Origin of the sequence: Bradyrhizobium sp. 142 (genome assembly GCF_023074015.1) — a bacterium.
Classification (GTDB): Bacteria; Pseudomonadota; Alphaproteobacteria; order Rhizobiales; family Xanthobacteraceae; genus Bradyrhizobium.
Genome location: NZ_JADPKQ010000385.1, coordinates 1 through 11,824, shown reverse-complemented (window position 1 = coordinate 11,824; position 11,824 = coordinate 1). Strand labels below are relative to the sequence as shown.

11 protein-coding genes and 1 pseudogene are annotated in these 11,824 nt (G+C 61.8%); 4 read left to right on the top strand and 8 right to left on the bottom strand.

The annotated features are described in order from the left end of the window. Nucleotides 1-443, bottom strand: a pseudogene (locus tag IVA82_RS35090) (helix-turn-helix domain-containing protein); the annotation flags it as partial. A gap of 418 nt (nucleotides 444-861) precedes the next feature. Here IVA82_RS35090 and IVA82_RS35085 point away from each other — a divergent pair. After that, nucleotides 862-1,470, top strand: a complete 609-nt coding sequence (locus tag IVA82_RS35085; RefSeq protein ID WP_247299906.1) for a hypothetical protein — start codon at nucleotides 862-864, stop codon at nucleotides 1,468-1,470. 500 nt (nucleotides 1,471-1,970) lie between these two features. Here the strand turns inward: IVA82_RS35085 and IVA82_RS35080 are convergent, their stop codons facing one another. The 6 genes from IVA82_RS35080 to IVA82_RS35055 form a co-directional block, all read right to left on the bottom strand. Beyond that, a complete protein-coding gene (locus IVA82_RS35080) occupies nucleotides 1,971-4,376 on the bottom strand; it encodes a hypothetical protein (RefSeq protein ID WP_247299909.1) in 2,406 nt (801 codons plus the stop codon). Between the two features lie 175 nt (nucleotides 4,377-4,551). Beyond that, on the bottom strand, nucleotides 4,552-5,613 hold the full coding sequence (locus tag IVA82_RS35075) for an XRE family transcriptional regulator (protein ID WP_247299911.1): 1,062 nt from the start codon (nucleotides 5,611-5,613) through the stop codon (nucleotides 4,552-4,554). Continuing rightward, the gene (locus IVA82_RS35070) at nucleotides 5,614-6,201 is read right to left on the bottom strand and encodes a hypothetical protein (RefSeq protein ID WP_247299914.1); all 588 of its coding nucleotides are present in this window, start codon (nucleotides 6,199-6,201) and stop codon (nucleotides 5,614-5,616) included. Nucleotides 6,202-6,343: 142 nt separating this feature from the next. Next, nucleotides 6,344-7,258, bottom strand: a complete 915-nt coding sequence (locus IVA82_RS35065) for a tyrosine-type recombinase/integrase (RefSeq protein WP_247304047.1) — start codon at nucleotides 7,256-7,258, stop codon at nucleotides 6,344-6,346. 50 nt (nucleotides 7,259-7,308) lie between these two features. Beyond that, nucleotides 7,309-7,569, bottom strand: a complete 261-nt coding sequence (locus tag IVA82_RS35060) for a hypothetical protein (RefSeq protein ID WP_247299890.1) — start codon at nucleotides 7,567-7,569, stop codon at nucleotides 7,309-7,311. Further along, nucleotides 7,566-7,883, bottom strand: coding sequence for a hypothetical protein (locus IVA82_RS35055; RefSeq protein WP_247299892.1), 318 nt, complete (start codon nucleotides 7,881-7,883; stop codon nucleotides 7,566-7,568). Before IVA82_RS35055 ends, IVA82_RS35060 begins: the two co-directional genes overlap by 4 nt. Nucleotides 7,884-8,487: 604 nt before the next feature. Here IVA82_RS35055 and IVA82_RS35050 point away from each other — a divergent pair. Beyond that, nucleotides 8,488-8,871: a hypothetical protein gene (locus IVA82_RS35050; RefSeq protein ID WP_247330370.1), complete on the top strand. Its 384-nt coding sequence runs from the start codon at nucleotides 8,488-8,490 to the stop codon at nucleotides 8,869-8,871. 24 nt (nucleotides 8,872-8,895) lie between these two features. On the opposite strand, the gene mobQ is transcribed toward IVA82_RS35050, so the two are convergent. Continuing rightward, complete coding sequence (mobQ, locus tag IVA82_RS35045) at nucleotides 8,896-10,086, bottom strand: MobQ family relaxase (RefSeq protein WP_247299895.1); 1,191 nt, start codon at nucleotides 10,084-10,086, stop codon at nucleotides 8,896-8,898. Between the two features lie 241 nt (nucleotides 10,087-10,327). On the opposite strand from mobQ, the gene IVA82_RS35040 reads away from it, so the two are divergent. Beyond that, nucleotides 10,328-10,642 (top strand): hypothetical protein, encoded by a 315-nt coding sequence (locus IVA82_RS35040; protein ID WP_247299899.1) that lies wholly within the window; start codon nucleotides 10,328-10,330, stop codon nucleotides 10,640-10,642. Between the two features lie 13 nt (nucleotides 10,643-10,655). Next, entirely contained in the window at nucleotides 10,656-11,303 is a 648-nt protein-coding gene (locus IVA82_RS35035) for a hypothetical protein (RefSeq protein ID WP_247299902.1), read from the top strand. The last annotated feature ends 521 nt before the right edge of the window (nucleotides 11,304-11,824 follow it).

Genomic DNA, 11,824 nt, shown 5'->3' with positions numbered 1-11,824 from the left:
TTTCGGGCTCGCGCCGCGATGGCCGACACGCACAGTTCACATGCGCCGCGCGCCCGCACCTCGCCGGCGATGATCCGTAACGCGGCGAGTTCGCCAGTCGTGTGCCGGGCCGCGAGCGCCGGGGGCATTGGACCAGAGGCAGCCAAGGTCCGCCGTCGCTCTAGTGACCGAGCGCGATCCGGCGAGCGCTGATGGCGTTTCGGGGGGAAGATGGACGGTCGGCCCGGCGGGGCGTCGCTCCGCGGCCGGGAGCTAGCAGGCCTTCGCGGCGGCACGGGCGCGGCCGGGATGACCGTCCGCCCCTCGATCAGCGCCGACAGCGCCTCGGCCTCGGCCTCACTCACCTGGCCCGCCCCGAAGGCGCGCCACAGCAGCGCCGCCACCTCGGGCAGCGCGCCCCGGGGCGCAACCTCGACGGCGCGCCTAAGTTCTTCAGCGAACATGTCCCAGCCCTTGCGGGCCACGGCACAGCAGCGAGCATCGCCTTAGCGGGCGACACCCTTCCACAGAACGAGCAAGACCGTTGACGGGATTGGCGTCCCGTCTTGACCCCTAAGGGTGCTCGTGAGACTGTCGGGAGGTGTTTGATCCCCCGCCGGTCTCTATGAGATCGGTCCACGGCCTCTCAGGTTGGCGCCTGAGGGGCCGTTGCTTTTTCTACGTTGCCGTCGTGGCGGTTATCTCCTCGAACCGGCACGAGTCCGGCATTCGCCCACCATCCCCGTACCGACACAGGCAGTCAACACGGCTACGGTAAGCCCTCCCTCGACGGGGGTCTCGAAAGGGCGGTCAGATACCCTTTCGAAAGAGTTATGGACACACCCTCTCGTCCGTCTCATTCCGAGTGACCGAGGGGCTGTCATGAGCGAGGTGTCGAAGGGGGTTTCGTCCCGCATCATGACGTATGCGGAGATCGAGGAAGCATTCTCTCTGAAACCGGCTTCAGCTCGGCAGCTCGTGCGCCGACAGGGCTGGCGTAGGCTCCCCGGTAACGACGGTAGGACCCGGATAGAGATCCCTATCGAAGAGTTTGAGCGGGCTCTCAAGAGAGGTGTCGAAACCCCTCTCGATGAAAGCGAAATCGATGCTGAGCCTCCTGTCGAAGGCCCTCTCGAAAGGACCTTCGTTGCCTTCCTAACCGCCCATATCGAACGGCTCGAGCGGGCTCTCACAGAGGCGCAGCAAGCTCTGTCGCAGGCGGTAGCTGACAGGAGCGCCGAGACTGAGAAATCCGATCACTTAGTCGGGGAGGTCGCCGCTCTCGCTCGGCAACTCGCCCAGGTCGTTGAGGAGGCCGGGGGTCGCGAGCGCGAGCTGCAAGCGCGATTAGCATTGGCCGATGCCGCAGCGGCTCAATCACGGGTAGAGTTGAGTGCTTTGGAGAAGAGAGCCGAAGCGGAGACCGCCCAGGCCCGCGCCGAGCTGGAAGCCTGGAAAGCACGCCCATGGTGGCGTCGGCTCGCCGGCTGAACCGCAGTTGTGCACCAGTCCGGATCTGGGAGGCTGTAAGTTCGTAGATCGTCGTGGGTACGGGTGTCCGTCATGAACGAGAGATCGCGTCGCCCACCACAGGAGCCAGGGCGGCCGGGATCCTACTGCAAGCGGCGTGCGGTCTCTGGTACCGGCAGATCGCGGCGGGCGGCCTCGGGGGCTTCCTGGCGGTCCGTGACCCAGATTATCGCAGCGCGCTCGGCCGCGGTCACAACCCGCCCTGGGCCTGCTGCACGGGCTTCCGAGATCAGGGCCTCCAGGGCCGATCTCAGCTCATCTGTGAAGGCGTCGTCGTTCACCCGGTTTGGACCTTTGGTATTTCGTCTACGCCAACTCGGGGTCATCGCAGAGGATGTTCGAAAACGTACGCTAAGCGCCCATACCTATGCAGATTGACAGCGCGGAGACGAACGTTCTCTCTCCGCCTCGTGTCCCGAGATCTCGCCTGCTTGCTTACCAGCATGAGCCGCTGCTGCACGCTAAGTTTTTAGGAAGCCAAGATCATAAATCATCGGTGCTAGCTTCGATGTCAGCGTCTCGTAGGTTGAGTCAAAGACAGCAAATTCGGTTTCGATTTTGTCTTTCTGTTCCTCGCGTCGACCAAGAGCGGATCGGATCTGATACCATCCAACATCGGGGCGATTGAGTTTGAGGCTTTGACGAACGCTATATACATCGGTGATGGAGAAATACGTTTGCCAAAGGATTTTACCTGCTCGTAAGACTGCGGAAGCCTCAACCGAAAACTTCTTTTTATGTAGGTATTGAACCATAAAATCTGATTCAAATCGGTCAGGTGCATTAACTTCAGCCTCGGTGAACGGAATAAAGTGATTGACCAGACTCCATTGGCGACCATTCCACTCCAATCCGTTCGCGCCAGCCGTCAGATTTTGTGTGCTGAACAACATCCAGACTAAGCAGTCCATCTTAAATTCTTCAGTAAGAGGCTCATCAGGCTGTAAGAACTGATCCCGATCATTGAGCCACGACGGCTTAACTAGACGCCGTACCGCAAACACAACTGCCGATTTCCAGAGATTTTCCTTGGTGACGAAAAAACCGCCTGCGCTACAGTACCCTGATGATAGCAAGGCGGTAAGATTTGCGTGTTGAACATCACCACCGGGCGCAATCATTCCGCCGATCGCTCCGTCTGCCCATTTAGTGCCACGCACATCTTTAATACTAGTCGTTGGCACGAGCGCGCCTTTCAAGGGCAGGGCGTCATCCTTATTAGACCTTGCCCGCTTAATCCAATTGCTCAGAAATCGCTCACTTGGTAGATTATAGAATTGCTTTTCGCCAATTGCTTCGCCTTTTTTATTAAGAACCTCCGCAACTATGTTTGTAATTGGTGTCTTCTTTTTTGCGGAATTATCGGTTTCCCAAATAAGGAAGCCAATAGGGAAATTCCCATTTAGACCATCGAATGCTTTGCTAGGCACCAAGAAACCGCCGAGATAAGATGCATTCCAAAACGACCTGAATGGCTCAAAATTTGGAGCATTTACATATTTCAAGGTACTGAACATAGCCAAGGTAGCGTTTGGTATCTCTTTGGCGATCCGCACTAGAAATTGCACGAATAGTTCGCGCGAAGCGTATCCAAAATCACTGATCGTTTTAGCAATCTGCGTCTTTGAAACGCTTTTTTTGCTCTCTGAATTTTTCCCACGAGAACTTGTGATGTTATCTATGTTTGCAGCTTCTGCATATGGCGGATTGATAAGTATCAGGATCTTTCGACCTTCGGCGATTGCCTGCCGCAGAGCGGGCGGCACTTTGTTGGTGAGGCTATAGTCAATTCTGCCATCAGCCGTAATGTCATCATTGAGATAATCATATTGAAACCGAGTGGCGGAAACGCAGGTTCTAGTAGCTTTCATAACATCGACGTCAGCTTGATCTAATGTACTCATAAAAACGTTTCGCGGGTTGGAATGCTTGGTTTCCAAGTTCCCAACGCCGCAGCACATGTCCCAAACTATGTAGTTCTTCTGCCAGTTCTTCCCAAGAACGTCGGCTAACTTATCGTAGGCTTTATCAACCACGTGGAGTGGAGTATAGAAAGCGCCCTTGAAGCTACGCTCGTCTAGCGGGATTAGGGAGTCGCGACGCTCTAATAAGTAATTGCGATACTCCTCATCTGGTGGGCGGTGATAAATTGACCAGAACTGACGGTAACCCTCACGATTACCTAGTTTATAAAGTTTACCGTCGAGGGAAAATACGGGCGCTTCTCCTTGATGGAGAAGTTCGGCCGGCAAGTTTTCATGAGTCGCCTTGGTTCCGTCATGCATGATGTCGGCGAAAAAGAGAAGGGCATATTTATCTACCGGAGCACCGCCGATTTCCCGACCGATCATCTCGACCCATTTATCGAAAACTTGCTTCAAATTATCTGGCGTGATCGAAATGCGGATAATATCGCCCTTTGTCAGAGCGGCTTTTACAGTACTGATGAATTCATCTTCGTGCGTCGCTATCCTGAACGAGACCATCCTTGTTCCAATGAACGCGGATACTTGGTCGAGCGCCTCCTTCGGGAATTTAGTAGCCGACTTGCCCCATTTTATCGTCTTCTTTTTCAAAAATGGAATAACATCAGCGGTCTTCATCAGAGCCGCCTTCTCAGTATCCATTACTGCCAGGAACGGTGGTAACTCGTCCCCTTTATTCAACCCATCCTGCACATAATGCAGAAGCTGGGTGAACATCTTATAACTTGAGTCCTTGCCGTGATGTTTAGCCTCGAACCACATTTCCTTCGTACGAATATCAATTAGCCCTTTGGTATATTTCTTCAAGCCTAACGCCTGAATGTAAACATCTTTGACGTCTTCCTCGCTGCGGACATCTTGTAGTTTTTTGTACAGAGACATTATGTTCCCGCTGGACCATGCCCGATGCACGGTAGACATCGCCGTTCGCATATGCCGTGGCAAGCGCTGTGGCAGCGTCGTGAATATCCTCACCCATGGGGTTCTCGTAGTCGAGGGCGGCGGAGACAACGCCTACTGGACACGCGTCCTCGTCACGTAGAAGGGGACCCAAAACTCAGTTCGAAACCACGAGGCGTAGGCCCTGGCGCGGGAGATACGCGCGCTCAACGTCGGCTTCGTTCGCAGCCAGAAGGCGCGCCAAGTCAGACAAGCTGTATCCAAGCTCGTTGCAGTGATACTTGATGATATCTCTAAGGCGCCAAGGTTCTTCTACCTGTATTTCGTATGGCTCACCCTCGTTGAAAGATTTATTATACTGAACATTCATGTTTTTGTACTGAGAATCAGTAATTAATTTTAGGTCGTAAGTTCTTTTAATCAAGCTTTTTATAGAGACCTTCCAGTACGCTTTCACTCTACCGAGAGCAGTAATCTTAGGAGATATCAAATATGATTTGATATCCGAGGCAGGCATGAGGAAAGCCGCAGCGAAGCGGTGCGCCTCCTCTTCCATCTTCTGATCGTCGTCAGGCACGGTGTGCATAACGATGTGTCCAAGCTCGTGCGCGAGCGAGAAACGGAAGCGGTCCCCGGCAACATCCTTGTTCATGAAGAAGAGCGGTGGCATGCCCTCCGAACGGAAGCTGATGCCGTCCAGAAGCTTGGTGTGGAAGCTCGTCATGATGACGATGCCGCCCGCCTGCTCAATCGTATCAACCACGCAGGCGACCGGCCCACGCGGCAGCATCCAGTACGCGCGCAGCCGCTCGGCGACCTTCTCTGGCGTGAGGCCGCTCTCGTCCAGGTCGATCTGAGGGATCGGCTTGGCGACTTCCAGGTCGTAGGAGCGCAAGAGCCTCGCCACGTGCTGACGCCGGATGTTGATGACCGCACCGATCCGCGCGAGTGGCTTCGCGCCGAGCTTCGTGCGCTTGCGGTAGTGAAAGGCGGGGAACCCGATCGCGCGCTCGCGCTGATGGAAGAAGGCTGTAGGGAAGCGGAGTGCCTTCGCGAGGTTGCCCAGCACCTCGTCGGAGGGTTGGCCGATCAGGCCGTGTTCGAGCTTCGAGATGAGCGCCTGCGTGACAGACGCCTCTCTCGCCAGATCAGCCTGGGTCATCTCGCGCGCCTCACGCGCGAGTCTCAGCATGTCAGCGTTGAAGACCGCGTCGGTCACTTAGCGTCCTCGTCTCGCACGCGCCGCCTCAAAGTCGGTCCGACCAGTGTCAGGGATCCGCTCCGGCGTGATGTCCACCCACGCAGCCTGGGCTTCCGTAGCGGTGACCTGCGCCGTCCAGATCACGTCCTTGCCGATCTGCCTGACAATCATCACCCGCTCGATCGCGGCCCCGGCGGCATCCATTTGGTAGCCCGCATACAGACGCACGGCCGCCTCGGGCAGATCGAGGAGGGGCATCTCGTCGTCATAATCCTGCTGTTGCAGGGTCTGGTAGTTAGCGTGTTGGCCTAACCCGTTCACCTTCTTGACCCGGATCAGCGCCTGATCCCGGTAGTTGAGCAGGTGAAGCCCCCGGCGATCCAGGAAGTTCACCCCAGGCGTGCCGTCGAAGCGGTCCATCAGCGCTCGTTCGGCGTGGTCGTAGATGCAGCACGCGGCAGCGCGATCACTGTGCTGCGCACGAACCGCATCCGAGTACCCGTCACCGTTGTAGGTGGCGACCGCCTCGTACAAGGCGTCGTGGATGCCGAGCAGCAGGGGCTCGATGATCGCCATCTGGCGCGACTGGTCTTCTTCCACGTCCATAAGGCCCTCTCCATCCGGCAGCACGTCGCGCCCTTGGAAGGATATGGCGGAAAATATAACCGTTTCAATAACCGAGCCGCAACTCCTTGTCGGGCCTTACGCTTTGGACTCCTGGGCGTCCCAGACGAGAGCCCTGGAAGCGCTACAATCCGATCTCGACAGCGAGATTGTCGGCGAACAGGGCCCCCTCACGGACGTACCGGCGCAGGGTGCTGAGCGAGGCGTGACGGGTCTGGTGAGCGATCCGGATCTCGCCAACCCCGGCATGGGCGGCCGAGGTCGCGAACCCCGCCCGCATGGAGTGGCCCGCATAGGCCGCCGCGTCGAGCCCGGCGGCGCCAGCGCGGCGCTGGACGATCAGCGCGACGGCGTTGCCGGACAGCCGCCCGCCGAGGCGGCCGTGACGGTCGACGGCGCGGAACGCCGCCCCCTCGGCGATCCCGGTCGCGGCAAGCCACGCCGTGTAGGCGGCGGCCGGACACGTCGCCTGTCCCGTGCGCCCGACCGCGAGCACCGCGCCGCGACCCTCGGCGTCGGTCTTGCTGCGCCGGATCGTGACCCGCAGGCCCTCGGGCAGGACGGCGATGTCGGCCACGTCGAGGGCGGCCAGCTCGGAGCGCCGCAACGCGGCGGCGGTGCCGACCAGGAGCAGGGCGCGGTCGCGCCGGTCGGCGAGGCCGTCGCCGAGCCCGGCGAGCACCTGCTTCAGGCGCGGCACGGTCAGGGCCTCGGCGCGGCGCTGGGCGGAGCCGCGCTCGCGCCGGAGGCCCGCCAGCACGTCGGCCACGGCCGGGTGGCGCACGTCGAGGCCGAGCCCGGCCCGGCGGTGCCGGGCGGCGAGGCTGCTCACCCGCCGGGCGAGGGTCGCGAGCGACAGCCGGTCGGCGCAGTCGGCGAGGTAGAGCCCGACCACGGCCGGGGCGGCGGGCAGCGGTTCGAGGCCGCGGGCGGCGCACCACCCCGCGAATTCCCGCCAGTCGGCCTCGTAGGCGCGGAGCGTGTTAGCGGCGCGCGCCTGCCGAGCGAGTCCGGCGGCGCGGGCGGCGACCGCTTCCAAGTCGAGCGCGGGGCCGATTGCGGTCTCTGCGACAGGGGTAGGAAGGGTGGTCACGGGGAACCCACGTCGTTGGAGGTTTCGGTCGCCAGCAGGTTCTGGATGAGCGTTCGGTGCGTGTGGTTGATTGAGAGGGTCCAGTCGATCTCGCACAGGAGGCGCTCGGCGCAGGTCCGCGCCTTCGTGCCGGGGTCGAGGCCGTGGAGGAGGTGAACTTGCCGTTCGCGCCGCCGCTCAGTCTCGGCGATCTCCCGATCTGCGTCCGCGAGCGCGTCATCGAGGAGCGATGAGGCCGGGACGGGCGCGACGGTCATCCCTGACCCCTCAGGTCCTGGAGCTGGAGTCGGGCCTCAAGGACAAGGCGTAGTTTCGCGTCGGCGAGATCGAGCAGATCCTGGGCGCTCGCCGGGAGGTCGGGGCGTTCCAGGGCCTCCTTCAGCACCCGCTGTTCCTGACGCAGGCCGTCCAGGGTGCGCATGTCCTCCGACATCAGCCGGTCCTGCTCGGCGGTGTCGGCCCCATCCCGGATTAGGGCGAGGAGCCCAGCAGTCCGCGCGGCCGAGCGCATCTCGATCGCGGCGATCTCCCGGCGCACGTCCCGGAGCATCTGCTCCAACAGCGCCACCATGACCGACTCCGTCTTGACCTCCGATAAGCGTCATTATCACAGCCCAGAAGACGCCACCCCGCGGCTGCCCACACCCTAGGCAGCTCCTTCACGAAACTGTGAATTGCCGCCAATTCGGGCTTTGGCGAGCCGCCAAATTCCATTAGGTTACTTTTAAGAATGTATTCACATGTGGCCAGTGAAGTCCATCGACTTCACTGGGGTGGCGAATGCCCCTCCACATGTGACGGGTCTCTCCCGTCTTTATGATGTCGTTCTTGCTCCTTGTAGCAGTATTTCTCAGCTTTTTCAAGATACTGTCTGCCGGTCCGGCCCACTTATCCAATGGTCTCCGCTCTGTACTTTCGGCAAAGAGCGATATTCATAGACGGCCTCGCAACTGGAAATGCCGGGGCCTCACATGTCCAACTCCAATCAGAACGAAGACCGCAAAGATCAGAATGCCTCCGCTGCGCCGGAAGCTTCAAACCCGCTGCGCCCTCATGATTGTCGATATCTCGTACAGGTCAGGAGAGCCGGTCACCTTTCATGGGAGTGCCGCAAGGAGAATGCCCTTCTTCTGAGTACCGCGACGTACGTTGCGGGCGTCCCCGTTCCGGAAGACGTGCGGATCGAACTCTGGGAATGCGAGATCGAGGATTTCGAGATCGATACCTGGGACCGCGTGCGGCTCCTCAAGCGTGACAACAAGGAAATCACGCCCGAGGACGAACGCGCGTTTGAGCGGATCCGGGTGCGCGTTGACCGGTGTCTGACCTGTCGGTGCAAGGTCCCACCGAACGTCGATGACGGGCCGAATTTCGACCGTACCATCGGCGATCTCATCATCGACGCGCGCGCCAAGAAAGACGCGGAGGCCAAGCCCGCTCCCGTCGTTCCTCAGCCGGCTCCGGCTCCGGTGCCGCCGAACCTCACCCCGAAGGCCGAACAGAAGCGCAAGCCCAAGTCCCGCAAGCCGGTTCGGAACGATGGGTGGGGCAGGGACTAGCGCGCCGGCCCGTGGATCGGCCGCTCAGCGGCCGATCCCACGTCCACGATCTCGCCGCATCACGGCGCGGACCCTCAGTAACTCCTGTTCGATACGATGGCGCTCAATCTCCTCTCGACGCAGGTCGCGCTCACGTGCCGAGGCCTGCTCACCATCTCCCAAAGCCAAGCGCCGCTCAGCTTGTTCGTGCCTCAACGCGCGCTGTCGTTCCTGTGCCTTGATGCGCTCATCGGGAGTCAGGCGCTCCCCTTCGCCGCGTGCCAAGCGACCCACCGACACCGCGAGGTTGGTATCCCGCAGCGAGGCCATGGCACCTTCGCTCAAGCTTTGACGCAGGCGGTCGCCGAGTTGCAACCGAAACTGCGCGGCCTTTCGGAGCAGCGTGCGCAGGGTCGCGGTCAGCGTTTGTCGGCGGGCACGCTCAATCCGGAGCGCGTCTACGGCCTCGCCTTGGTCGGTCTGAATGCCAGCGCGGGTTCGGAGGTGGTGTCCCCGCCCGAGCTTCGGCTCCGGCTTCCGATCAAGCACGAAAACCGCTGCGTCGGCTTCGTCCGCCTTCTCCGTGTCACCGCTGGCGCGCGCATCGGCAGCCTCAGCCTTGGCGTCCTCGCATTGTGCCGCGAGCGAGAGGTGGCTGACCCGCGTCGGCGCTCCGGCACGCTCGAGCGCTTCGTTCAGATGCGAAGCCCACGCTTCACGGAGATGCAACAGGGTGTCTCGAGCGTCGAGAGCTTTTTCCTTGCCTTCGAACCCATCGGGACCGACGCGACGAGTCGAGATCAGCACGTGAGCGTGCGGATTGCCGCCGTCCGGATCGTCTTTTCCCGTCCGTCCGTCGTGGTGCGCGATGTCCGCGACAAGACCGAGCGCGACAATCTCCCGCTCGACGAACGCGCGGACCAGCCGGACGCGATCCTCGACGCTCAGCTCGCGCGGCAACGAGAGTACGGCCTCTTTCGCGAGCCTACTGTCGACCCGGCGTTCGCTCGCCTCCACCATCTGCCAGAGCTTCTGGCGATCCGTGCGAGCCCATGCCGGTGCGCTTGGGGGAGCGAGGAGTTCGCGCGACGAGACGCCCTTGCGCCGCCTGTAGTCGAAGACTTGGCCGCGGCGGGCGCAGACCATCCGGGTGCCGGAGCGATAGGCGGCTGCGGCGACGGCCGAACGCCCGCCGGAGCGGCCGATCACCTTCAGCTCGAAGCGGTACAGCGCCATCCCGTCACCGCGCCCTGTGCGCACATACGTGGTCCAGCGGCCCGACGCTGGCTCGGTTTCAGGGTGAGGAACCCTGACGTCCGGCGCCTAAGCGCCGGACTGGGGGGAAGCCGTCCGGCGGGGCGCAGCCCCTGAGGACCGCGGGTGTCGGACGCAGTCCGAGACGTAACCGCGCCCTTCGGGACTCAACCCTAGCTTTGCCCGCCCCTCGAATGCAACTCTCAAAAAGCGAGCTTCGAACATGGACACGACCGAGACCAAGCCGAAGCGCATCAAGCGCACCCCGGAACAGAGGCTGACGGCGCTTGCCGCTGAGACCGCACGTGTGGAGGCAGAAATCCAAGCCAGGGATGAACGGGAGGCGAAGGTCGTCGGCGCTGTTGTGATCCGATGGGCCTACGACAGCCCTGCCAATGCCAAGCAGCTGGTCTCGATCATCGACAACGACGGTCTTCCGGATGTGGACCTCCGAAGGGTCACCGACCTTCTCGGCCGCCTGCACATCTTCTCCATGAGACAGGATCCTGTTCCGCCCACCGAGACGGAGCACTCGTAGGACCCTGCCGACAATGGACGGCGCGAACTCAACCGACCCCGTCATTGAGTTGCTCGACACGCTCAAGGCAGTCCGCCGCGACGTGGACCGACTCGGGCAGGACATGCAGGGGACGCTCAAGGCCGCACAGGCGGCCGAGATGGCGGCTGCAAAACCTCGTACCCTCACCCTCGACGTGTCGGCCCTCGGGCCGGCCTTCGGAACGCTGTCCGACCGCGTCGCGTCGTTGGACACGACGGTCTCCGCGCTCGGGGCCGACCGACTGCGCAGCGAGGTCGTGGCCGCGCTGCACGACGCGCGCGGTGAGATCGACGCAGCGACGCACGGGGTTCGACAGGCAACGGCTCGGCTGACACTTCGCCTCACCGCAGTTCTGAGCCTCGTCGTGCTGGGCGCCACCGGCGCACAGTTTGCCGGCGTCGCCGCGTCTACCTTCTGGGGTCAGGCGGAACGCGCCCGCCTCGCCGCCGAAGTCGAGCGCCTGCGCGTCGCATTGCCGACGCTCCAGGCGCGGGCCGAGGACTGGCAACGCCGCGCAGGCCGCGTGGTGCTGACGAACTGCCAGTCCGATGACAGGCGCACGCGCCTGTGCGTCCGCATCGACCTGAGCGCGCCGCGGTTCGGCCCGCGTGGCGAGTACGCCGTGCTCGACGGCTACTGAGTGCGCAGCGGGCCGTTCGGAATGACGATCGGGTGCATGAGCCTACCGCATGGATGGCACTCGCCGTGACGGACCCGGTCCGGAATCGGAAGGTGGCCTTGCCCTCGCCCGACCCTGCCTCCCGGCAGCTCTTTGCGACGTTTCCGCTGGCCGCTGACCGCTCCAAGATTGCGCTTTCTGAGATCCTCTGTCCGTGGGCTCGAGTTTTTTGAAGGCACCCCCCCCGGTTCGGCCGCCCTTCGCGATCCAAGCCCGCCAAGCGGCATCCACGATGGTGATGCGGTTGGGATCATTGCGCCGGCCGAGAAGGCGGCGCTCCTCGACGTGGAGAAGCCCGGAACGGGCAGCCGTCCGGATCGCGTTGCGTGCCGTCGAGGCCGACACCCCGGCTCGCGCCGCGATGGCCGACACGCACAGTTCACATGCGGCGCGCGCCCGCACCTCGTCGGCGATGATCCGTAACGCGGCGAGTTCGCCAGTCGTGTGCCGGGCCGCGAGCGCCGGGGGCATTGGACCAGAGG

Bases quoted from the DNA above. Each gene is read 5' to 3' on its own strand.
- IVA82_RS35085 (WP_247299906.1), top strand. From the start codon at position 862: ATGAGCGAGGTGTCGAAGGGGGTTTCGTCCCGCATCATGACGTATGCG.
- IVA82_RS35080 (WP_247299909.1), bottom strand. From the start codon at position 4,376: ATGTCTCTGTACAAAAAACTACAAGATGTCCGCAGCGAGGAAGACGTC.
- IVA82_RS35070 (WP_247299914.1), bottom strand. From the start codon at position 6,201: ATGGACGTGGAAGAAGACCAGTCGCGCCAGATGGCGATCATCGAGCCC.
- IVA82_RS35060 (WP_247299890.1), bottom strand. From the start codon at position 7,569: ATGACCGTCGCGCCCGTCCCGGCCTCATCGCTCCTCGATGACGCGCTC.
- IVA82_RS35055 (WP_247299892.1), bottom strand. From the start codon at position 7,883: ATGGTGGCGCTGTTGGAGCAGATGCTCCGGGACGTGCGCCGGGAGATC.
- mobQ (WP_247299895.1), bottom strand. From the start codon at position 10,086: ATGGCGCTGTACCGCTTCGAGCTGAAGGTGATCGGCCGCTCCGGCGGG.
- IVA82_RS35040 (WP_247299899.1), top strand. From the start codon at position 10,328: ATGGACACGACCGAGACCAAGCCGAAGCGCATCAAGCGCACCCCGGAA.
- IVA82_RS35035 (WP_247299902.1), top strand. From the start codon at position 10,656: ATGGACGGCGCGAACTCAACCGACCCCGTCATTGAGTTGCTCGACACG.